This window comes from Nonomuraea sp. NPDC049758 (genome assembly GCF_040674635.1).
Taxonomy (GTDB): domain Bacteria; phylum Actinomycetota; class Actinomycetes; order Streptosporangiales; family Streptosporangiaceae; genus Nonomuraea.
In genome coordinates this window covers 661,427-681,323 of sequence record NZ_JBFAMZ010000003.1, presented here as the reverse complement: position 1 = coordinate 681,323, position 19,897 = coordinate 661,427, and the positions used below count along the sequence as shown (strand labels likewise).

The following is a 19,897-nucleotide window of genomic DNA, read 5'->3' as shown; positions in this document are numbered from 1 at the left end:
GACGTGCCCTGTTGGCGCGCTTACTCGGTTCGTCGGTTTGAGACAGGCCGAATGATAGGCGCAGCATTCGGCGGCCGCCTCGATGCGGGGCGGCTGAGGTCAACAGCGAGTCAGTAGAAGGGTTCCGCGGTGTACGCGATCGTTCGTTGCGGCGGCAGGCAGCAGAAGGTCTCCGTCGGTGACGTCCTCGAGGTGGACAAGGTCGCCGGCGAGGTCGGCTCTTCGGTTTCGCTGCCGACGGTGCTCGTCGTCAACGACGGCGATGTGACCACCGAGGCGGGCAAGTTCACGGTCAGCGCCGAGATCCTCGGCGAGACCAAGGGCCCGAAGATCCGCATTCTCAAGTACAAGAACAAGACCGGTTACAAGAAGCGCCAGGGTCACCGTCAGCGGTACACCCAGGTGAAGATCACCGGTATCGACCAGGCCTGATCGGGAGTTTGAGAGATGGCACACAAGAAGGGCGCGTCGTCCACCCGGAACGGCCGTGACTCCAACGCTCAGCGCCTGGGCGTCAAGCGCTTCGGCGGCCAGCTGGTGAACGCGGGCGAGATCATCGTTCGTCAGCGCGGCACCCACTTCCACCCCGGCGACAACGTCGGCCGCGGTGGCGATGACACGCTGTTCGCGCTGGCCGCCGGCCACGTGCAGTTCGGCGTCAAGCGCGGTCGTCGCGCCGTCAGCATCGTTCCCGTCGCGGAGTAATCAGCTTCGCTTCGGTGTTGCTTCAAGGGGTGGATCGCCTGTCGATCCACCCCTTAGGCGTTTTCTGGGGCCCTGCGCGGGCGCCATGTTGTGATTGATCTTGTATTGCCCTGGTGGGCTTGATGGAGGAGAGCTGGATGCCGGACTTCGTGGACCAGGTGGTCCTGCACGTCAAGGCCGGTGACGGAGGGAACGGGTGCGCCTCCATCCACCGGGAGAAGTTCAAGCCGCTCGGCGGCCCCGACGGGGGAAACGGCGGCCGTGGCGGCGACGTGATCCTTGAGGTCGATGCCAACACCGCGACCTTGCTGGACTACCACCGCCGTCCCCATCGCAAGGCCGACAACGGCAAGCAGGGGCAGGGCTCCAACCGCGACGGCGCCAACGGCGACGACGTGATCCTCGCCGTCCCGAACGGGACCGTGGTGAAGGACGCCAACACCGGTGAGGTGCTGGTGGACCTCGTGGGGGCCGGCACCCGGTACGTGATCGCGCAGGGCGGTCACGGCGGGCTCGGGAACGCCGCGCTGGCCACGTCCCGGCGGAAGGCGCCCGGGTTCGCGCTGCTGGGGGAGCCCGGTGACGGGCTCGACGTCATGCTGGAGCTCAAGAGCGTCGCCGACGTGGCGCTGGTCGGGTTCCCCAGCGCGGGCAAGTCGTCGCTGATCGCGGCGCTGAGCGCGGCCAAGCCGAAGATCGCGGACTATCCGTTCACCACCCTCATCCCCAACCTGGGGGTCGTGACGGCCGGCGAGAACGTGTTCACGGTCGCCGACGTGCCCGGGCTGATCCCGGGGGCCTCGCAGGGCAAGGGGCTCGGGCACGAGTTCCTGCGCCACGTCGAGCGCTGCGACATGCTCGTGCACGTCATCGACTGCGCGACCATGGAGCCGGGGCGCGACCCCGTCACCGACTACGAGGTGATCGAGGCCGAGCTGCGGGCGTACGGGAAGCTCGAGGACCGGCCGCGGATGATCGTGCTGAACAAGGCCGACGTGCCCGACGCGCGGGAGCTGGCCGACCTGGTCAGGGCCGAGTTCGAGGAGCGGGGGCTGCAGGTCTTCGTCATCTCGGCGGCCACGCACGACGGGTTGCGGGAGCTCACGTACGCGATGGGCGAGTGGGTGGCGGCGGCCAGGGCCAACAAGCCGGTCGAGGAGCCGACCCGACTGGTGATCAGGCCCAAGCAGCTCGGTGAGGCCGGGTTCAAGGTACGGCGGGTCAACGAGAACCTGTTCCAGGTCACCGGGGAGAAGCCCGAGCGGTGGATCCGGCAGACCGACTTCAGCAACGACGAGGCCGTCGGGTACCTGGCCGACCGGCTCGAACGGCTCGGCGTGGAGGATGAGCTGGTCAAGGCGGGCGCCAAGGCGGGGGCCGAGGTGGTCATCGGGCCGATGGAGGGCGGGTACGTCTTCGACTGGCAGCCGACGCTCAGCGCCGAGTCGGTGCGGCAGGGGCCACGCGGCTCGGACAACCGCCTGGGCTGACCGCTGCCGGGGGGTGACGGTCGTCTAGGCGTGACTGCCATGTGGGGTGGCTGCCGGCTGGGACCGTCGTGTGGGGTGGCCGCGGCTGGTGATGCCGTCTGGCGTGGCCGTCGGCTGGTGACCGCCGTTTGAGGTGACCGTCGTATGGGGTGGCCGTCGGCTGGTGATGCCGCGTGGCGTGGCCGTCGGCTGGTGACTGCCATTTGAGGTGGCCGTCGGCTGGGGCCGTCGTGTGGGTGGCTCCAGGTGGCGGGCGTGTCGCGAACGTGTCCGCCGGTGGTTCTCGTGGCGGGACCGCTGCGGGTTCCACGGGGGTGAAGCGGCCGGGGGTGGTGGTCGTGGGTGGGATCGCCGGCCTTCTGTGCGGGCGGCCCTGGCGGCGGTGGTCGTGCGGTGGGACCGCTGTGAGTCCACAGAGAGCGAAGTGTCCGGAGGCGGTGGCTCAAGCGGTGGGTCGCTGAAGTTTCTCGGGGGTGACGGCCCTGGGGGCGGGGGCGGACGGGGGACCGTCGGTGGGGCACGCGGCGGTTGCGGTTCTGCGGGGGGTGAAAGCGGGACGGGGGTGGGGGTGGGGCGCGGATAGGCTGTCAGGCGTGCGGGAACAGATCAGCTCAGCGTCGAGGGTCGTCGTTAAGGTCGGCTCCTCTTCGCTCACCACCCCCCAGGGCATGATCGACGTGGACCGGGTCGACGCCCTGGTCGACGTCCTGGCGGCGCGGCGGCGTGCCGGGGCGCAGATCGTGCTGGTGTCGTCGGGAGCGATCGCGGCGGGTCTCGGCCCGCTGGGGTTGTCGGCGCGGCCACGCGACCTGGCCACCCAGCAGGCTGCCGCCTCCGTCGGCCAGGGGGTGCTGGTCGCGCGCTACACCTCCTCCTTCGCCCGCTACGGCCTGCGCGTCGGCCAGGTGCTGCTGACCGCCGACGACATGATGCGCCGCGCCCACCACGCCAACGCCCAGCGCACCCTGGCGCGGCTGCTGGAGCTGGGCATCGTGCCGATCGTCAACGAGAACGACACGGTCGCGACCGACGAGATCAGGTTCGGCGACAACGACCGGCTCGCCGCGCTGGTCTCCCACCTGATCCACGCCGACGCGCTGGTGCTGCTGTCCGACGTCGACGCCCTCTACGACGGCCCGCCGAGCCGGCCCGGCTCGCGCCGGCTGGCCGAGGTGCGCGGCCCCGAGGACCTGGTCGGCGTCGAGCTGGGCAGGAACGGCGCGGCGGTCGGCACCGGCGGCATGGTGACCAAGGTGCAGGCGGCCAGGATCGCCACGGGCGCGGGCGTGCCGGTCGTGCTCACCGCCGCCGCCCACGCCGCCCAGGCGCTCACCGGCGCCGACATCGGCACCTACTTCCACCCCGGCGGCCGCCACCCCGGCACGCGGCTCCTGTGGCTCGCCCACGCCACCACCGGGCGCGGCCGGCTGCACCTCGACGAGGGGGCGGTCGAGGCGATCGTGGGCCGGCGCAAGTCGCTGCTGCCCGCCGGCGTGACGTCCGTGGAGGGCGAGTTCGCCGCGGGCGACCCGGTCGACCTGTGCGGGCCGCAGGGCGGCGTGGTGGCGCGCGGCCTGGTCAACTTCGACGCGGTGGAGATCCCGGGGCTGCTCGGCCGCTCCACGAAGGAGCTGGCCAGCGCGCTCGGTCCGGAATATGAACGCGAGCTGATTCACCGCGACGACATCGTCATACTGGAAACCCGTCACCAGTGAGGAGCACGCGATGTCCGAGGAGTTCCTGAAGGTCGCCCGCGCGGCACGAGAGGCCGCCGCCGAGCTGGCCCCGCTGCCGCGGGCGCCCAAGGACCGGGCGTTGCGGGTGATCGCCGACGCCCTGGTCGCGCACGCGGCCCAGATCGTCGAGGCCAACGCCGAAGACGTCGAGCGGGCGCGGGCCCAGGGCACGTCCGAGGCGATGATCGACCGGTTGCGGCTCGACGAGGCCAGGATCGAGGCCATCGCCGAGGCCGTGCGGCAGGTGGCCGATCTGCCTGACCCGGTCGGCGAGGTCGTCCGGGGCAGCACGCTGCCCAACGGGCTGGAGCTGCGGCAGCTCAGGGTGCCGCTGGGCGTGATCGGCATCATCTACGAGGGGCGTCCCAACGTCACGGTCGACGCCGCCGCGCTCTGCCTCAAGAGCGGCAACGCGGTGCTGCTCAGAGGCTCGTCGAGTGCCTACTCCTCCAACACGGCGCTGGTGCGGATCATGCAGGAGGCGCTCGCGGGCACGCAGGTGCCCGCCGGGGCGGTGCAGCTGGTGCCCGGTACGACGCGGGAGTCGGTCAAGGAGCTGATGCGCGCCCGCGGGCTGGTCGACGTGCTGATCCCGCGCGGCGGGGCGGCGCTGATCAACTCGGTGGTCGAGGAGTCCACGGTCCCGGTGATCGAGACCGGCGTCGGCAACTGCCACGTCTACGTCGACGCGGAGGCCGATCTCGACCTGGCCGTGCAGATCCTGGTCAACTCCAAGGCGCAGCGGCCGTCGGTGTGCAACGCGGCCGAGACGTTCCTCGTCCACGAGGGGGTCGCCGACGCGTTCGTGCCGAGCGCGCTGCGGGCGCTGGCCGAGGCGGGGGTGACCGTCCACGGCGACGAGCGCATCGCCGGTTACGGCGAGGTCGTGCCGGTCACCGACGACGACTTCGCCACCGAATACCTGTCGCTCGACATCGCCGCCGCCGTCGTCGGCTCGCTGGAGGAGGCCGTGGCCCACATCCGGCGCTACGGCTCGGGGCACACCGACGCGATCGTCACCCGGTCGCAGCCGGCCGCCCGCCGCTTCGTCTCGCTCGTGGACTCCGCGGCCGTGGCGGTGAACGCCTCGACCAGGTTCACCGACGGCGGCGAGTTCGGGTTCGGCGCGGAGATCGGCATCTCCACGCAGAAGCTGCACGCGCGTGGCCCGATGGGCCTGCCGGAGCTGACCTCCACCAAGTGGATCTACACGGGAGAAGGGCATCTGCGCACGTCAGAAGGCACTGTGGTGCCCGGACCGGCTTGCGGTTAGTCGGCGTGTCGGGCTGACCGGCGGCCCGCGGCCTGGGTTGACTGGGTGTCATGGAAATTGTCGTCGCCCTTGTCTTCTCGGCCGCGGTGCTGTTCGGCGCCGACCGTCTGCTGCTCTGGCTGGAGAGCCGCGGTCACGTCAACTGGCGCAGGAAGGGCCGCAAGCCCCTGGCCGAGGAACCCACGGCCGAGCTCGACAGCATGCTCTCCGACCGTTCACCCCGATAAAGGTTCAACGGCTCCGGCGCGCCGCGGGCGTCAACTGTCGTCCCAGCGCTAGGGTTGTGTCCCTTATGGGCGCGCCGGGCGGGGAGGGACGGTGAGCAAGCTCGGCAAGGTCGGGCCGTACAGCCTGGTCGAGCGGCTCGGCCGAGGCGGCATGGGCGAGGTCTACCTCGCCACCACCCGCCGTGGCGAGCAGGTCGCACTCAAGGTCCTCCACGACCTGGCCGAGGACGAGATGTCCCGGGTCAGGCTGGAGCGCGAGGTGCGCGCGCTGCGCAGGGTCGAGAGCCCCTACGTGGCCAAGGTGCTCGACGCCGACCTGAGCTGTGCCCGGCCCTACCTGGTCATGGAGCACATCGAGGGCGTCACGCTGCTGGAGCGCGTACGCCAGAGCGGGCCGCTCGACCTGGGCCAGCTCGTGCACATGGCGCAGGGCATCGCCGCGGCGCTGGCCATCATCCACGCGGCCGGGGTCGTGCACCGCGACCTGAAGCCGGGCAACATCATCATGGGCACCGAGGGGCCGGTCCTCATCGACTTCGGCATCGCGCAGGTGCTCGACGCGACCCGGCTCACCATGACGGGCACGTTCCTCGGCACGCCGGGCTACACCGCACCGGAGATCTTCGCCGACGAGCAGGTCGACTCGCCCGCCGACGTGCACGCCTGGGCCGCGACGGTGGCGTTCGCGGCGACCGGGCGGCCCACGTTCGGGCGTGGCACGGCCGAGGCGCAGATGTACGCGGTGCTGAACGGGCAGGCCGACCTCAAGGGCGTGCCGGTGGCGCTGCTGCCGCTGGTGCGGGCGGCGCTCAACCGGGAGCCCGGCAAGCGGCCCACCGCGGCGTTGCTGGCCGACCGGCTCTCCCGGCTGGCCAAGGCCACGAACGGGCCCGACGGCGACGCGCCCGCGGCCGCCGAGGAGGCGTCCAGGGGCGAGAGCGCGCGAGGCCGGGCGAACGGCACGACGGCCGAGGTCCCCGCGCCCCGCGGCCGGGCCGGCACGGAGGGCAAGACGCCCGTGCCGCGCGGCCGTACGGGCACCGACGGGAAGACGCCCGTGCCGCGCACGCGTACCGGCGTGGACGGGAAGACGCCCGTACCCAGGAACAGGACGGAACCGCCCACGGCGCGCAACCGGACGGAACCGCCCGCCGCGCGGAACCGGGCCGACGGCGCCGCCTCGGCCGCGCGCCCCAGGCCGGGCACGGACGGACCGGCCTCCGCCCCCCGCCCCAGGACCGGCACGGAGGGCGCCCGCCCCAGGACCGGCACGGAGGGGACACGTCCCCGCACCGGCACGGAGGGGACACGTCCCCGCACCGGCACGGAAGGGACGCGCACCCGCACCGGCACGGAGGGGACGCGGGCCAGGACCGGCGCCGACGGGACGCGGGTCAGGGCCGACGGCGCGGTCCCGCCGCCGCGGGGCAGGACGAACACCGACGGCAAGGCCGCCACGCCCCGGACCAGGACCGGCGCCGACCCCAAGACGGGCCCGCGCGCGCGGGCGACGGCGGCCGTGCGGAGCAGGTCACAGGACGGCCGGCGGACCAGGCTGAGAGGCGAGGCGCCGACCACGCTGCCCGCGGGCAACACGGCTCTGCTGCTGCTCGCGGTGCTGGCGGTGCCGTGCGTGGTGACGTCGGTGATCTGGCCGATCGCCTCGATCGCCATCACGACCGCGTTCGTGGTGCTGACCAGGACGCTCTGGATGAGTCATTGGCTGGTCAGGAAGCGCAGCGCGCGTCGCATGCGGATCGCGCTGCGCGTGTTGCTGTTCCCGTTCGCGCTGACCGGGGCGGCGGCGACCGCCGTGGTGTGGCCGGGAGTGCCCGTCGCGGTGGCGTCGGGCGGTGCGCTCTGGGTGACCGGTGGCGGTCAGATCGACTCCGACTGGTGGCAGCAGCCGGCGCCCGTGACGGTCGCGGCGGTGGTGTTCGGCATGTTGTGCGGCGGTATCACCGGGCGCGAGATCGAGCGGATCGGCGGCAAGCTGCCGGAGTTGCGCAGGGAAGGGCTGCGCGCACTGGCCGTGCTGGGCGGGTTCGTCGCCCTGTGCGCGGCCGCCGTGCGCGCGATCGCCCTCCTGCTGTAGGCGGCGAGGACGGCCGGCCGGTCAGCCCTGGCCGCCGTCGCGGCGCGAGAAGCGGTTGAAGATGCGCTCGCCCGCGTTCACCGCCCCTTCGGCCACGTCGCGCAGCACGCCGATGAAGGGGTCCTGCGACTGGGACCAGGAGGCGCGGTAGGACTCGGCCGCCGCCTTGATCTCGTCGGTGACGCGTGCGTTGGCGTCGTCCTCCCTGCGGGGGTAGTCGCCGCCGATGATGCGGTCGTACTCGCCGCTGCGCTGCCACTTGTCGAGCTCGGCGACGCGCACCACGGCGAACGGGTGGGTGGTGCCGAGCAGGTTGAGCACCTTGAGGAAGCCGTCGCGCAGGTCGCCCGCGGTGTCGTACTCCTGGTACTGCTCCAGGAACGCCTCGATGTTCATCTCGTGGGTGTAGGCGCCGCCGGCGAGCTTCATCAGGGCGCGCTTGGCCGACTCGGGGTTCTGGGCGGTCAGCAGGCCGCCGCGGTCGGAGGAGAGCTCCGACTTGCGGTACCACTCCTCCAGGCCCGCGACGATCGCGCGCAACCCGATGTAGCCGAGCGGGATCCAGGCGACGCGCGTGGCCAGGCGGGTGAGGATGTCGAGCATCGTCCGGTAGACAGCGTGACCCGACAGGATGTGCGAGGTCTCGTGGCCGATGACGAAGCGCTGCTCCTCCTCGTCCATGAGGTTGAGCAGGCCGGTGGTGACGACGATGAACGGGTCGTCGAAGCCGATGGCCTTGGCCTGGACCTGCGGGTCCTGCTGGACGTAGATCTCCGGGATGCGGTGCAGGTCGAGGATGTAGGCCGCGTCGCGCCCCATGTCGTACAGGGAGCGGAACTGGGTCTCGCTGACGCGCACGGACGACGCCAGGTACATCAGGCGAAGGCGGCGCTCACTCACAAGACCGGACATCTGCTTGAGAACCGTGTCGAACCCACTCAACTTACGCAGAGCGACCAGGGCGGACCGGTCTGCGGGGTGTTCGTAGGCTCGGGACGAGATGCCGGGCAGTTGGACGCGGTTGCGGTCCGGGGTGGTCGTCATGCCCGGCATGCTACGTCCGCAACGGATGTGATGCGCGGACATCACCAAGGGGGGTGCCGTCATGTTCGGGTACCGCGTCCGCGTAGGGTCCGACTCATGATGAACGCGCCTGGGATCCCGGGGAAGCGGCGGGTGGGTGTGATGGGCGGGACCTTCGATCCCATCCACCACGGCCACCTGGTCGCAGCAAGCGAGGTCGCCCATCACTTCGACCTCGACGAGGTCGTGTTCGTGCCGACCGGGCGGCCGTACCAGAAGTCCGGACGCGAGGTGTCGGCGCCCGAGGACCGCTATCTGATGACGGTCATCGCCACGGCCTCCAACCCCCGCTTCTCCGTGAGCAGGGTGGACGTCGACCGCCCCGGCCCCACCTTCACCATCGACACGCTGCGGGACATCTCCAACGTCTACGGCCCGCAGGTGGACCTGTACTTCATCACCGGCGCCGACGCGCTCGGCGCGATCCTGGGCTGGCAGGACGCCGACGAGCTGTTCGAACTGGCGCACTTCGTGGGCTGCACCCGCCCCGGGCACACGTTGCACGATCCCGGGCTGCCCGAGGGCAGGGTGACCCTGCTGGAGATCCCCGCGCTGGCCATCTCGTCGTCGGAGTGCCGTCAGCGGGTGGCCAAGGGGGAGCCGATCTGGTATCTGGTGCCGGACGGAATCGTGCAGTACATCAACAAACGAGGGTTGTATCACGGGGAAGGCTGAAGCTCTCCGCGCCGTGGGTGAGGGGTTTCGGCCTGGAAGGGTACCCTCGGTATATGGGCATGCTGCCGACACAGGAGGACAGACCCGCATCGTGACCGCATCCGACAGATCCGTTCAGCTCGTCCAGATCGCCGCCGAGGCCGCGGCCGACAAGCTGGCCGATGACATCCTCGCCTACGACGTGAGCGAGCAGCTCGTCATCACCGACGCCTTCCTGCTCTGCTCCGCCACGAACGACCGCCAGGTCCGCGCCATCGTCGATGAGATCGAAGACCGGCTGCGCACCGAGGCCGACGCCAAGCCCGTGCGCCGCGAGGGCGAGCGCGAGGGCCGCTGGGTGCTGCTCGACTACATCGACATCGTCGTGCACGTCCAGCATGAGGAAGACCGCACGTTCTACGCCCTTGAGCGCCTGTGGAAGGACTGCCCGGCCATCGGCCTGCCGGAGAGCGTCATGCTCGCCAACATGCAGCGGGCCCGCAGTTGAGCAGGCGGATCGTCTGCCTCCGCCACGGACAGACCCTGTGGAACGTGGAGCACCGCTTCCAGGGCCACTCCGACATTCCGCTCGACGAGACCGGCGTCGCGCAGGCGGCCAGGGCCGCCTCGCTGCTGGCCTCGCTGCGGCCCACCCTCATCGTCTCCTCCGACCTCCAGCGCGCCCATGACACGGCCCTGGCGCTCGGCAGGCTCGTGGGGCTCGACGTGACCGTCGACAAGGACTTCCGCGAACGCGGCGGCGGCCAGTGGGAGGGGCTGACGCGCGACGAGATCGCCGCGCGCTGGCCCGAGGAGTACATCGCCTGGGAGGCCCCCGACGGCGAGCCCGTCTCGGAGGTCGCGACCCGGGTGGCCGCCTCCATGCGCAAGTGGGCGGCCAAGCTCGACGACGACGGGCTCCTGGTCGTCGCCTCGCACGGCGCCGCGCTGCGGCTCGGCATCTGCGAGCTGCTCGGCCTGCCCGAGGAGCTGTGGCCGGCGCTGGGCGGGCTGGGCAACTGCTCCTGGTCGGTGCTGCAGGAGGGCCGTCAGGGCTGGCGGCTGCTCGAACACAACGCGGGCACCCTGCCCGAGCCCATCAGCAGCGACGACCGCCCTGACGCGGAGGCGTAGCCGACCGGCTCAGGCCGGCTGCGCGGGGCGGCGAGCGCCCTGCCGGGGATGGTCCGGCAGCGTGACGGCGCTCGCGGCCTTGTCCGTCATCCGCTTGACCATGCCCTTGCCCGGCAGGTACGGCAGCATGCGCATCATCTGGTTCCGCAACCGGATCCGCGCCCGCGTGCCCGGCACGAGGTATTTGTCGGCCCCCTCGGCCTGCTTCTGGCACACCTCGACGTACGGTCTCATCCGCCGCTCGTAGGCGTCGAAGGCGGCGCTGTGGTCGCCGGGGGCCGCGGCCAGCTCGGCGGCCAGCACGTACGCGCCGATCATCCCGAGCCCCGTGCCCATGCCGCCGGGGCCGGGGGCGTACCCGGCGTCGCCGACCAGCGCCACCCGGCCGGACGACCACCGGGGCAGGACGACCTGGGCGGCCTGCCAGAAGTAGAAGTCCTCGGCCCGGTCCATGGCCGCCAGCAGGGACGGGACCTGCCAGCCCACTCCCCGGAACGCCCGCGCCACCAGGGCACGCTGCGCCTCGTGGTCGCGGTGGCCGACGTCGAGCGGGGGCGTGGCGAAGTCGAGCGACGCCCTGGTCCGGCCGTTCGTCCGGACGATGGTGGCGCAGCGGCCCGGCACGTTGTGCATCAGGCCGTCGTGGTCCAGCCCGTACGTGCCGGGGACGGAGAAGACGGCTCCGTAGAAGCCGAGATGGCGCAGGGGAGCGGCCGGGAAGGCCAGCTCGCGCACCTTGCTGCGGATGCCGTCCGCGCCGACGACCAGGTCGAACGTGCGGGGCGCGGCCTTTTCGAAGGTCACGTGCACGCCGTCGGGGCGCTCGGTCATGGAGGTGATCGAGTCGCCGAGGAGGCGTTCGGCGGGGGCGGCCTCGTTCAGGATGCGGGTCAGGTCGCCGCGCAGGATCTCCACGTCGCCGCTGAACACCTCCGACGGCAGCCTGGCCAGCCGTCTGCCGTCGCCGTCGACGATGGCGATGTCGCCCATGCCGGTCTGGGCCGCCCTGATCGGGTCCAGCACGCCCATGCGCTTCAGGACCTCCAGCTGCGGGGCGCCGCGGAAGTCGACGGCCTGGCCGCCGGTGCGCAGGGCGGGGGCGCGTTCGACGACGGTCGGCCGGAACCCGAGGCGTCCCAGCCAGTGGGCGAGCGTGGGCCCGGCGACGCCGCCGCCGGAGATGAGGACGGTCTGCACGGAGGCCTCCCTTGGTAGTGCGCCATGTACGTTGTACGCGTACCGTAGGTTCGGGTTTTCCAGCAGGCAAGAGGGTCGCCCGGCGCACTAGTGCGGTGAGAAGGTGCCGACGGGTGCGCCGAGCCTGGTGCACTAGTGCTGCGAAAGGGGTGGCCGTGGATCGGCCCGTGTATCTGCGGATCGTGGCGGAGTTGCGCGACCGCATCGCCGCCGGCGAGCTGGCGCCGGGGGACAAGGTGCCCTCGACCCGGCAGATCATCCGCGAGTGGGGCGTGGCGATGGCCACCGCGACCAGGGCCCTCGGCAGGTTGCGCGAGGAGGGGCTCACGCGGGCCGTGCCGGGGGTCGGGACCGTCGTCGCCGGGCCCGTGCGGCGGGCGGCGCAGGACCTCACCGCGCGGCGCGTCGTGCGCGAGGCGATCAGGGTCGCCGACCGGGAGGGGCTGGCCGCCGTGTCCATGCGCCGCCTGGCCGCCGAGCTCGACGCCTCGGCCATGTCCCTGTACCGGCATGTGGCGGGCAAGGACGAGCTCGTCCGGCTCATGATCGACGCGGTTTACGGCGAGGAGCCGCCCGCCGGGCAGCCGCCGCGCGACTGGCGGGCCCGGCTGGAGCTGGAGCTCCGGCAGCTGTGGCGGGTGCACCTGCGGCATCCGTGGCTGGCGCAGGCGGTCTCGCTGACCCGGCCGCAGCTCGTGCCCAACGGCATGGCGTCCACCGAACGGCTGCTGCGCGCCCTGGACGGGCTCGGCCTCGACGCCGGCGCCATGCTGCACGCCGTCGTGTCCCTGGTGAACTTCGTCCGGGGCGCCGCCGTGGCCCTGGAGGCGGAGCTGCAGGCGCGTACCGAGACCGGAGTGACCGAGGACGACTGGCTGAGCGAGCACGAAGGGGAGATGGCGGAGTTGCTCGCCTCCGGCGCCTTCCCGACTCTGGCGAAGGTGGTCACGGATCCCGGGGTGGATCTGGACCTGGACTCCGTCTTCGAGTTCGGGCTCCGCGGGCAGCTCGACGGGCTCGCCGTGCTGGTGGCGCGGGCGCAGCGGGGACGGCGGCCGGGCGATTAGGCGAAAGGGCGCGGATGGCTATATGCTCTCGGAGCGCCGCAACGGGTGATCCCGCAGCGGTGACCAGGGGCTATGGCGCAGTTGGTAGCGCGCCTCCATGGCATGGAGGAGGTCTGGGGTTCGAATCCCCATAGCTCCACACAGATTGTTTCCCTGGTTCGGGCAGTCAGGCTCGGCCGCGCGTCAGTCCAGGAACGCCGGAGCGGTCCACGTCGTGGCGGGCAGGGCGTTGAGGGCGGCGACGATCCGCTTCTCCTCGTAGACGAAGTGCGATTCCAGCAGGGCCGACAGGCCGTCCAGCTCGGTGCGCACGTCACGGGTGGCGGGCGCGTCGGCGGTCAGCAGGGTTTCCAGGTCGCGCAGGACTGCGGCCACCTGCTCGTGGTCCCGGCGCAGCTCCTCAAGGACGGGGCGCAGTTCGGGGAACTCGGCGGCGAGCACCGGGAAGGCCGTGGCGTCCTCGCCGGTGTGGTGGGTGGTGATCGCCGAGCAGAAGGTCAGACAGTGGGTGCGCAGGTCGCGCAGGGAGCCGCCGCGGCCGGCGGTCTCGCGCAGCCCGGCCAGCTCTTCGCGGAGCCGGAGATGCACGTCGATCAGTTGGTTGCCGAAGGCCGCCAGACGGCGGGCCGGCTCGGGGAAGTCGTTCATGGTCGTGTCCGATGTCACGGCGCCTCCATGCCCGCGGCGGTCTCCTGGCCGGGTGCACTGCGACGCTGATCCGGGATCAGATCATGCTTTTCGCGGCGAATCAACTCGGCGGGCCGAGCCCCGAAGAGGCCCGGCCCTTGAACGGCGTGCCCCGGCGTCAGGCGCAGGGGCTGTTGTCGAGGGTGAAGGCGGCCGGCGGGGCGGTGTTGCCCGTGTGGGTGGCCTGGAAGCCGAACGACGTCGAGGCGCCGGGCGCGATCGTCGAGTTGTAGGCGACGTTCCTGGCGGTGACCTGGCCCGTGGCAGGGGAGAGGGTGGCGTTCCAGGCCGAGGTGACGGTCTGGCCCGCGGGCAGCGTGAAGCTCAGCGCCCATGAGGGCAGGGCCGTGGCGCCGGTGTTGGTGATCGCGACGGCGGCCGTGAGGCGCCCTGGACGCTCACCGCCTCGACCGGCGCGGTCGTCCCCGTGCTGCCGTACCTGGTCCTGGTCCAGCCGGGCTGGGGCTGGTCGGTGAGGCTCGGGGTCTGGGTCAGGCCGTGGACGTTCGTCCACTGCTTGATCTCCTCCTGGAAGTTCGGGTGGCGCAGGGTGGCGTCCTCGGGGTGGATCACGATGAACTTGTGGCGGTCGGCGAGCGCGGCGAACTTCGTGCCGGAGTGGAAGGCGGGGCCGGAGCCGGTGCAGTAGTGCACGGCGACCAGCAGCGGCGGCGACGGCGATCACGGCGCCCGCCAGTCGAGCTCTCAGGTTCATCGGGTTCCTCTCGTTCGCCTGAAATATTGCGAATATGAAAAGAAACTTTCGGAGCTGCCATGGGTGGACTGCCCGCCGGGCTCTGACGTGGGTCAGGCCGGGCAGGAGGCGTGAAACTTTCGGGTCAGGCGTAGCGCCGGGCCAGCTGCGCCGCCGCCGCGCCCAGGGCCTCGCGCAGCGTGGGCGGGGACAGCACCTCGACGTCGGTCCCGAGCCGCAGGAACTCGCCGAGCGCGTGGTCGTGCGACTCGATCGGCAGGGTGACCCGCGTCCAGCCCTCGGCGTCCGGCGGCTCGGCGGTCTCCCGGGCGGCCGCCGCGACGCCGGGCGTCATGAGGTCGGGCAGGCGTTCCAGGCCGCGCGGTGACAGCCGCACCACCGCCTCGCCGCGCCGCAGCCTGGCCTCGAACTCGGCCAGGTAGCCCTGCCAGTACGCCGCCAGGGAGAAGTCGTCCGGCCTGGCGAACGTCTCGGGGAGGGCGTGCAGGTCGAGGATCTGGGAGACGCGGTAGGTGCGCACGTGCTCGCCGCAGCGCGCCACCAGGTACCAGCGGCCCGCCTTGACCACCAGCCCGTACGGCTCCAGCCGCCGTTCCACCTCCTGCGGCGCCTTCCACCGCCGGTAGGTGACCTGGACGGGCCGCTCGTTCCACACGGCGTCGGCCACGGCCGGCAGGTACGTGACCGGCTCGGCGTCCCGGTACCAGGAGGGCGCGTCGAGATGGAACCGCTCCTGGATGCGGCCCGCGCGGTCGCGCAGCTCGACGGGGAGCGCGGCCATCAGCTTGAGCTGGGCGGCGGTCACCACCGCGCCGAGGCCCAGCTCGGCCGCCGGGCCGGGCAGCCCGGCCAGGAACAAGGACTCCGCCTCGTCGGTGGTCAGCCCGGTGAGGCGGGTGCGGTAGCCGGCGAGGAGCTGGTAGCCGCCGTTGGGCCCGGCGTCGCCGTAGAGCGGGATGCCGGCGGCGTGCAGGGACTCCATGTCGCGGTAGATGGTGCGGACGGAGACCTCCAGGCGCTCGGCGAGGTCGTGGGCCGTCATGCGGCCGCGCGTCTGCAACAGCAGCAGGATCGAGACCAGGCGGGAGGCGCGCACGGACACTGACACTACATGTCAGTGACCCGGCCGTACGTTCGCCCGCATGAACGACTTCGACTTCCTCGCCGGCACCTGGGACGTGGCCAACCGCAGGCTCCTCAAGCCGCTGGCCGGCAGCGACGAATGGGACGAGTTCCCCGGCCGCTCGGTCGCGACCCGGCACTTCGACGGCGCGGCCAGCTTCGACGAGATCGCCTTCCCCACCAAGGGCCGGCACGGGATGACCGTGCGCCTCCACAACCCCGCGACCCGGCAGTGGTCGATCTACTGGGCCAGCAGCGCGACCGGCACGCTGGACACCCGGCCCATGGTGGGCGCGTTCACCGGGAACCGGGGCGAGTTCTACGGCGAGGAGACCCACGAGGGCCGGCCGGTGCGCTGCCGGTTCGTCTGGACCGTCGTCGACGAGCACCGGGCCAGGTGGGAGCAGGCCTTCTCGGCGGACGACGGCCAGACCTGGGAGACCAACTGGACGATGGACTTCACCCGGGCGTCCTGAGCGGGGTGCTTCGTCCGGGCCTCAGGACGCCTGGCCGCGCACCCACAGAACCGTGGCCACGGCCACCACCGCGACCAGCAGCAGGAGCCCGCCCACCAGGACCACCCACCGCCAGGCCGACTTCGGCGGCGGCGGGGGCTCGTACAGGGGGACGTCGGGGAGCATGTCGGGGGTGTAGGGCAGGCTCTGCGTGTACGGCGCTTCCGGGGGGCCCTGGGGAGGGTGCTCCGGGTGCGGGACGCGATGTCGGACGGTCTGGTTCGGGTCCGGCTCCTGCGGCTCTCGCTTCATGATCCCCTCAGACGCGGCTCTGGAGGTGGCTTTCATCGACATTGTCATACTTGCCGGTGAAACGCGGTCCAGACGTCGGAAGGCTCAGTAACCGCTCTGATCGCCGCCGTGCGGCGGCTGCGGCGGCTGCCAGCCACCCTGGGGACCGCCCTGAGGGCCGCCCTGGGGGCCGGGCTGCTGGTAGGGCTGGTGGTACGGCTGCGGGGGCTGCTGCCAGCCGGGGCCCTGCGGCCGCTGCTGCTGGGGGGCGGCGCGGCGCGCGACGACGGCCCAGATCAGCAGCCCGATGCCGGCCAGGTGGAACAGCGAGGAGATGAGGTAGGCGAACGGCAGGACGGCCATCATGCTGGAGCCGTACGACTCGATCAGCGTCTGGGTCAGGATGCTCAGCACGAGGTTGATCAGCGTGCCGATCAGCAGCAGGCCGCAGCCCGACATGCCGAGCGTGGCCGCGCGGCCCACGTGCCGTCTGTTCATCCCGATCACGACGATGCCCACCACCAGCAGCAGGGCGGTGATGAGGGTGGGGAGCAGGTTCGTGAGCATGTTGAGGAAACTCATGGGGCGACTCCAGCCAGAAGGGGGACTCGGGCGACGTTACGGGGATCCGCGCAGTTCTTCCACCGCACGGCTGATCGACTGCAGGTCGAGACCGCCCTTGTGCCGGCGGCCGTTCAGGAACAGGGTGGGGGTGCCGCGTACGCCGCTCTCCTTGCCCGACGCCTCGTCGAGCGCGATGCGGGAGGCGTGCCCGGCCACGTCCGCCCAGGGGTCGACGTCGAGCTCGGCGGCGTAGTGTTCGAGGTCGGCGTCGGTGAGGAAACGCTGGTTGTCGTAGAGGATGTCGTGCATCTCCCAGAACCGGCCGTGGTCGGCGGCGGCCTCGGAGACGATGGCGGCGGACGCGGCCCGGGGGTGCAGCGTCCGGATCGGGAAGTGCCGGAAGACCAGCCGGACGTCGGGGTTCCGGCGCAGGATCTCGTCCAGGACGGGGTGGAGACGGCCGCAGTAGGGGCACTCGAAGTCGCCGTACTCGACGATGGTCACCTTCGCGGTCGCCGGACCCCGTACGTGGTCGTCAGGGCCGACCGGCACCGACAGCACGTCGGGCAGCTCCTCGTCGGGCTCGGCCTCGGGCGGCGCGCAGACGCCGCCCCGGTCCCAGGCCAGCCGGAAGACCACCCAGCCCAGCGCGGCGGACAGCAACGACCCGGCCAGGATGCCGATCTTGGCCTGACTCTGGATCGCCGGGTCGTCGAAGGCCAGGTCGACGATGAACAGCGCCACCGTGAACCCGATGCCGGACACCGCCGCGCCGCCCAGCAGCTGCCCCCACACCAGGTTCCCCGGCAGGATGCCCCAGCCGAACCGCAGCGGCAGCCACGTGCCGAGCGAGATCCCGGCGAACTTCCCGAGCAGCAGCCCCAGCGCGATGCCGAGCGAGATCGGCGAGGTCAGCGCCGCCCGCAGGGTCTCGCCGTCGAGCCGCACCCCGGCGTTGGCCAGGGCGAACACCGGCACGATCACGTAGCTGCTCCAGGGATGCAGGCGGAGCTGGAGCCGTTCGTTGACCGAGACGGCGCGCTGCACGCGCCGCGAGGCCTCCCTGGCCGCCCGCGCGCTCGGCTCGGTGGTGAACTCCTGGACGGCCTCGCCCGCCAGCAGCAGCTTCTGGTCGCTGGGGGCGTAGACGAACACCAGGACGCCGAGCGCGATGCCCACGAGCGTCGGATGGATGCCGCTCTCCAGCGTCGCGACCCACAAGCCGAACCCGAGCGCGATGTAGGCCGGCGCCCGCCAGATCTTCAGCCAGCGCAGCAGCACGATCGCCGCCAGCAGCACGACGGCCACGACGAGCGCGGTGAGCTGGAGGCTGGCCGTGTAGAAGATCGCGATGATCATGATGGCCAGCACGTCGTCCACGATGGCCAGCGTCAGCAGGAACGCCCGCAGCGGATCGGGACAGCGCGCGCCGACGACGGCCAGCACGCCCAGCACGAACGCGGTGTCGGTGGCGATCGGCACACCCCACCCGCCCGCGCCGGGGCCGCCGAGGTTGAGCGCGAGGTAGACGGCGGCGGGCACGAGCATCCCGCCGAGCGCGGCCACGGCCGGGACGGCGATCAGCCGCCGGTCCCTGAGCTGCCCGAGCCGCACCTCGTAGGAGACCTCCAGGCCGATCAGGAAGAAGAACACGCTCATGAGGCCGTCGTTGACCCAGTGGCGCAGGTCGAGGGAGAACACCGCGTCGCCGAACGAGATGCCCATGGGCAGGTGCCAGAACGACTCGTAGGTCCCGGCCCACGGCGAGTTGGCCCAGACCATGGCCAGGGCGGTGGCCACGAGCAGCACGCTCGTGCTGCCCGCCTCGGTCTTGAAGAACGCCCGCAACATCGTCAGATCTCCCCCCGGAGATCCGATCTTAGAACCCGCCCCGAAGGCGGCCGGGCCCGGCGGGGGTGTTCCCGCCGGGCCCGGATGTCACAGGTTGCGGAGATAGGCCAGGGACGGCGCGAAGAAGTACTCGCCGCCCTTCATCGTGATCGTCTGGGCGACCTGCGCCTGCGGAGCCGACGGCTCGGCCCGGCCCCACACCTTCGGCCAGCTCACCTTGACGTCGCGGGCTCCCTGCCCGATGAGCGGGTCGTGGCCGGTCGCCGGGTTCTGGAAGTCCTCGTTGTTCGCCCAGCTCTGCTGGGTGAACTCGAACTGGGCGAGCAGGCTGCTGTTGAACGCCATGAACAGCAGGCCGACCTCGCCGCTCGGGCGGGCGCCGGGCGGGGAGTCGTCCCATGGGTCGTCGGTGCGGTCGCCGTAGGTCTGGCCCCGGCGGGCCATGAGGACCTCACGGCCGAACGATCGCGGGTTCGTCTTCCTGATGTGCCCGCTGAAGGGGCACTTCGAGCCCGGGTCGTCGTCGAAGGTGAAGTCGTTGGTCACCGGGCCCCCGCCCGGCTTCTGCTTGAGCGTGACGGGGGTGCCGTCCTTGAAGCGGCCGACGAGCATGGCGCCCGCGCGGTCCCGGTCGGCGCCGAGCAGGCCGAGGGCGTCGGCCAGGTCCTGCTCGATCTCCTTGAACGCCCGTACGTTCTGCTCCAGCTTCCTGAAGACCAGGTAGCTGCCGAAATGCCGCTCCGGGTGCGGTGCGAAGGGGTCGGCGACCAGGATGTTGGAGAGCGGGAAGGCGGGGTCCCAGTGCTCCTTGGGCTCCTTGTCCACCTCGTCCCGCACGAACAGCGGCTGGCTGCGGCCGTCCACGTACCCGAAGTGCTCGATGCCGTCGCCGGCGGGGTTGCGCATGCCGTGGCCGGTCTCCTCGCCGAGCAGTCGCGCGCCGGCGGGCAGCTCGCCCAGGATCTCCTCGCGCAGCTCCTCGACCCGGTCCTGGCGGGCGTCGCCGATGAGGATGACGGCGTGGATCTCCCGCTGGTAGGCGGGCTCCCACTCCGTCACCGGCGGGTCGTCCAGCTCGGCGCCGCGCCGCTTCATGCCGTCGCGGAACGCCTTGTCGCCGAACCTGCGCACGTCCTCGACCGAGTGGCCGAGGTCGCGGTAGCCGGCCTTGCTGATGCCGATGCCGACGTACGGCGTGCCGCGCCGGCCGTTCGCGCCGAACGCGCGCACCTCCTCAAGGTGCCGGCGCGCCGACTTCATCTTCGTGACGGCGATGTGCCGCAGGAACGCCTTTCCCGCGGCGACGTCGTTGAACCTGACGAACAGCACGGACAGGTGCTCGCGCACGTGCGCGCGGAGAATGTTGGGCTGGAGATTGTCCAGCATCTCCTTGGTGTCCGTGTCGAGTTTGGCCGAATCCCAGGCCAGGGGTTGTGCGTTGTTCAGGTCGACAGCCATTGTCGCCGATTCCTTTCCCCGTTTCGAAATGAATCGGGCCCCCTGCATCTGTACGACTCCCGGGAATGCGAGAAAGTTTCCACTTGATCAGGT

General features: G+C 71.5%; 23 protein-coding genes and 1 tRNA gene. 14 read left to right on the top strand and 10 right to left on the bottom strand.

Annotated elements, in window-relative coordinates:
* Window positions 1-129: 129 nt before the first annotated feature.
* The 7 genes from rplU to AB0J46_RS11295 all read left to right on the top strand — a co-directional run bounded on the left by rplU (window position 130) and on the right by AB0J46_RS11295 (window position 7,526).
* Window positions 130-432 (top strand): 50S ribosomal protein L21, encoded by a 303-nt coding sequence (gene rplU, locus AB0J46_RS11325; RefSeq protein WP_049575732.1) that lies wholly within the window; start codon window positions 130-132, stop codon window positions 430-432.
* A 15-nt stretch (window positions 433-447) separates the two neighbouring features.
* Window positions 448-705 (top strand): 50S ribosomal protein L27, encoded by a 258-nt coding sequence (gene rpmA / locus AB0J46_RS11320; RefSeq protein ID WP_012893687.1) that lies wholly within the window; start codon window positions 448-450, stop codon window positions 703-705.
* Between the two features lie 137 nt (window positions 706-842).
* Window positions 843-2,195 (top strand): GTPase ObgE, encoded by a 1,353-nt coding sequence (gene obgE, locus AB0J46_RS11315; RefSeq protein ID WP_364329559.1) that lies wholly within the window; start codon window positions 843-845, stop codon window positions 2,193-2,195.
* Window positions 2,196-2,779: 584 nt separating this feature from the next.
* Window positions 2,780-3,910: a glutamate 5-kinase gene (proB, locus tag AB0J46_RS11310; RefSeq protein WP_364329628.1), complete on the top strand. Its 1,131-nt coding sequence runs from the start codon at window positions 2,780-2,782 to the stop codon at window positions 3,908-3,910.
* 10 nt (window positions 3,911-3,920) lie between these two features.
* Complete coding sequence (locus AB0J46_RS11305; protein WP_364329557.1) at window positions 3,921-5,204, top strand: glutamate-5-semialdehyde dehydrogenase; 1,284 nt, start codon at window positions 3,921-3,923, stop codon at window positions 5,202-5,204.
* Between the two features lie 50 nt (window positions 5,205-5,254).
* Complete coding sequence (locus AB0J46_RS11300; RefSeq protein WP_352325645.1) at window positions 5,255-5,431, top strand: hypothetical protein; 177 nt, start codon at window positions 5,255-5,257, stop codon at window positions 5,429-5,431.
* A 91-nt stretch (window positions 5,432-5,522) separates the two neighbouring features.
* Window positions 5,523-7,526 (top strand): protein kinase, encoded by a 2,004-nt coding sequence (locus tag AB0J46_RS11295; RefSeq protein WP_364329554.1) that lies wholly within the window; start codon window positions 5,523-5,525, stop codon window positions 7,524-7,526.
* A 21-nt stretch (window positions 7,527-7,547) separates the two neighbouring features.
* On the opposite strand, the gene AB0J46_RS11290 is transcribed toward AB0J46_RS11295, so the two are convergent.
* On the bottom strand, window positions 7,548-8,570 hold the full coding sequence (locus AB0J46_RS11290) for a M48 family metallopeptidase (protein ID WP_364329552.1): 1,023 nt from the start codon (window positions 8,568-8,570) through the stop codon (window positions 7,548-7,550).
* 96 nt (window positions 8,571-8,666) lie between these two features.
* Here AB0J46_RS11290 and nadD point away from each other — a divergent pair, with 96 nt between their 5' ends.
* The 3 genes from nadD (at window position 8,667) to AB0J46_RS11275 (ending at window position 10,397) form a co-directional block, all read left to right on the top strand.
* A complete protein-coding gene (gene nadD / locus AB0J46_RS11285; RefSeq protein ID WP_364329549.1) occupies window positions 8,667-9,284 on the top strand; it encodes a nicotinate-nucleotide adenylyltransferase in 618 nt (205 codons plus the stop codon).
* Between the two features lie 91 nt (window positions 9,285-9,375).
* Entirely contained in the window at window positions 9,376-9,771 is a 396-nt protein-coding gene (rsfS, locus tag AB0J46_RS11280; protein ID WP_125639389.1) for a ribosome silencing factor, read from the top strand.
* Complete coding sequence (locus AB0J46_RS11275; RefSeq protein WP_358283976.1) at window positions 9,768-10,397, top strand: histidine phosphatase family protein; 630 nt, start codon at window positions 9,768-9,770, stop codon at window positions 10,395-10,397. The genes rsfS and AB0J46_RS11275 overlap by 4 nt, the downstream gene beginning before the upstream one ends.
* A gap of 9 nt (window positions 10,398-10,406) precedes the next feature.
* Here the strand turns inward: AB0J46_RS11275 and AB0J46_RS11270 are convergent, their stop codons facing one another.
* Window positions 10,407-11,594, bottom strand: a complete 1,188-nt coding sequence (locus AB0J46_RS11270; protein WP_364329544.1) for an FAD-dependent monooxygenase — start codon at window positions 11,592-11,594, stop codon at window positions 10,407-10,409.
* A 155-nt stretch (window positions 11,595-11,749) separates the two neighbouring features.
* Here AB0J46_RS11270 and AB0J46_RS11265 point away from each other — a divergent pair, with 155 nt between their 5' ends.
* Together AB0J46_RS11265 and AB0J46_RS11260 are read left to right on the top strand one after the other, a co-directional pair.
* Complete coding sequence (locus AB0J46_RS11265; RefSeq protein WP_364329541.1) at window positions 11,750-12,661, top strand: TetR/AcrR family transcriptional regulator C-terminal domain-containing protein; 912 nt, start codon at window positions 11,750-11,752, stop codon at window positions 12,659-12,661.
* Between the two features lie 66 nt (window positions 12,662-12,727).
* Window positions 12,728-12,800: transfer RNA gene (locus AB0J46_RS11260), tRNA-Ala, on the top strand.
* A 44-nt stretch (window positions 12,801-12,844) separates the two neighbouring features.
* Here the strand turns inward: AB0J46_RS11260 and AB0J46_RS11255 are convergent.
* Window positions 12,845-13,327 carry a hemerythrin domain-containing protein gene (locus AB0J46_RS11255; RefSeq protein WP_364329538.1) on the bottom strand — a complete coding sequence of 161 codons (483 nt, stop codon included), beginning with the start codon at window positions 13,325-13,327 and terminating at the stop codon, window positions 12,845-12,847.
* Between AB0J46_RS11255 and AB0J46_RS11250 the strand changes: the two genes are divergently transcribed.
* Complete coding sequence (locus tag AB0J46_RS11250) at window positions 13,321-13,581, top strand: hypothetical protein (RefSeq protein ID WP_364329630.1); 261 nt, start codon at window positions 13,321-13,323, stop codon at window positions 13,579-13,581. The two genes, AB0J46_RS11255 and AB0J46_RS11250, sit on opposite strands and share 7 nt — an antisense overlap.
* Here the strand turns inward: AB0J46_RS11250 and AB0J46_RS11245 are convergent.
* The 3 genes from AB0J46_RS11245 to AB0J46_RS11235 all read right to left on the bottom strand — a co-directional run bounded on the left by AB0J46_RS11245 (window position 13,467) and on the right by AB0J46_RS11235 (window position 15,159).
* Window positions 13,467-13,715, bottom strand: coding sequence for a cellulose binding domain-containing protein (locus AB0J46_RS11245; RefSeq protein ID WP_364329626.1), 249 nt, complete (start codon window positions 13,713-13,715; stop codon window positions 13,467-13,469). The genes AB0J46_RS11250 and AB0J46_RS11245 overlap by 115 nt on opposite strands.
* A complete protein-coding gene (locus AB0J46_RS11240; protein ID WP_364329535.1) occupies window positions 13,673-14,002 on the bottom strand; it encodes a hypothetical protein in 330 nt (109 codons plus the stop codon). The genes AB0J46_RS11245 and AB0J46_RS11240 overlap by 43 nt, the downstream gene beginning before the upstream one ends.
* A gap of 185 nt (window positions 14,003-14,187) precedes the next feature.
* Window positions 14,188-15,159 carry a YafY family protein gene (locus AB0J46_RS11235; protein ID WP_364329532.1) on the bottom strand — a complete coding sequence of 324 codons (972 nt, stop codon included), beginning with the start codon at window positions 15,157-15,159 and terminating at the stop codon, window positions 14,188-14,190.
* Window positions 15,160-15,205: 46 nt separating this feature from the next.
* Here AB0J46_RS11235 and AB0J46_RS11230 point away from each other — a divergent pair, with 46 nt between their 5' ends.
* Window positions 15,206-15,661, top strand: a complete 456-nt coding sequence (locus tag AB0J46_RS11230) for a hypothetical protein (RefSeq protein ID WP_364329529.1) — start codon at window positions 15,206-15,208, stop codon at window positions 15,659-15,661.
* 21 nt (window positions 15,662-15,682) lie between these two features.
* Here the strand turns inward: AB0J46_RS11230 and AB0J46_RS11225 are convergent, their stop codons facing one another.
* From AB0J46_RS11225 to AB0J46_RS11210, 4 genes are all read right to left on the bottom strand, one after another.
* Window positions 15,683-15,952, bottom strand: coding sequence for a hypothetical protein (locus AB0J46_RS11225; RefSeq protein WP_358283989.1), 270 nt, complete (start codon window positions 15,950-15,952; stop codon window positions 15,683-15,685).
* A gap of 84 nt (window positions 15,953-16,036) precedes the next feature.
* Complete coding sequence (locus AB0J46_RS11220; RefSeq protein ID WP_364329525.1) at window positions 16,037-16,513, bottom strand: hypothetical protein; 477 nt, start codon at window positions 16,511-16,513, stop codon at window positions 16,037-16,039.
* Window positions 16,514-16,549: 36 nt separating this feature from the next.
* Entirely contained in the window at window positions 16,550-18,346 is a 1,797-nt protein-coding gene (gene nhaA, locus AB0J46_RS11215) for a Na+/H+ antiporter NhaA (RefSeq protein ID WP_364329522.1), read from the bottom strand.
* A gap of 87 nt (window positions 18,347-18,433) precedes the next feature.
* A complete protein-coding gene (locus AB0J46_RS11210; protein WP_364329519.1) occupies window positions 18,434-19,804 on the bottom strand; it encodes a Dyp-type peroxidase in 1,371 nt (456 codons plus the stop codon).
* Window positions 19,805-19,897: the final 93 nt, after the last annotated feature.

What these genes read in the sequence shown, in the direction of transcription:
- nhaA (WP_364329522.1), bottom strand. Translation starts at nt 18,346, where the DNA reads ATGTTGCGGGCGTTCTTCAAGACCGAGGCGGGCAGCACGAGCGTGCTG.
- rpmA (WP_012893687.1), top strand. Translation starts at nt 448, where the DNA reads ATGGCACACAAGAAGGGCGCGTCGTCCACCCGGAACGGCCGTGACTCC.
- AB0J46_RS11210 (WP_364329519.1), bottom strand. Translation starts at nt 19,804, where the DNA reads ATGGCTGTCGACCTGAACAACGCACAACCCCTGGCCTGGGATTCGGCC.
- AB0J46_RS11220 (WP_364329525.1), bottom strand. Translation starts at nt 16,513, where the DNA reads ATGAGTTTCCTCAACATGCTCACGAACCTGCTCCCCACCCTCATCACC.
- obgE (WP_364329559.1), top strand. Translation starts at nt 843, where the DNA reads ATGCCGGACTTCGTGGACCAGGTGGTCCTGCACGTCAAGGCCGGTGAC.
- AB0J46_RS11250 (WP_364329630.1), top strand. Translation starts at nt 13,321, where the DNA reads ATGTCACGGCGCCTCCATGCCCGCGGCGGTCTCCTGGCCGGGTGCACT.
- AB0J46_RS11305 (WP_364329557.1), top strand. Translation starts at nt 3,921, where the DNA reads ATGTCCGAGGAGTTCCTGAAGGTCGCCCGCGCGGCACGAGAGGCCGCC.
- nadD (WP_364329549.1), top strand. Translation starts at nt 8,667, where the DNA reads ATGATGAACGCGCCTGGGATCCCGGGGAAGCGGCGGGTGGGTGTGATG.
- AB0J46_RS11290 (WP_364329552.1), bottom strand. Translation starts at nt 8,570, where the DNA reads ATGACGACCACCCCGGACCGCAACCGCGTCCAACTGCCCGGCATCTCG.
- AB0J46_RS11300 (WP_352325645.1), top strand. Translation starts at nt 5,255, where the DNA reads ATGGAAATTGTCGTCGCCCTTGTCTTCTCGGCCGCGGTGCTGTTCGGC.
- AB0J46_RS11230 (WP_364329529.1), top strand. Translation starts at nt 15,206, where the DNA reads ATGAACGACTTCGACTTCCTCGCCGGCACCTGGGACGTGGCCAACCGC.
- AB0J46_RS11225 (WP_358283989.1), bottom strand. Translation starts at nt 15,952, where the DNA reads ATGAAGCGAGAGCCGCAGGAGCCGGACCCGAACCAGACCGTCCGACAT.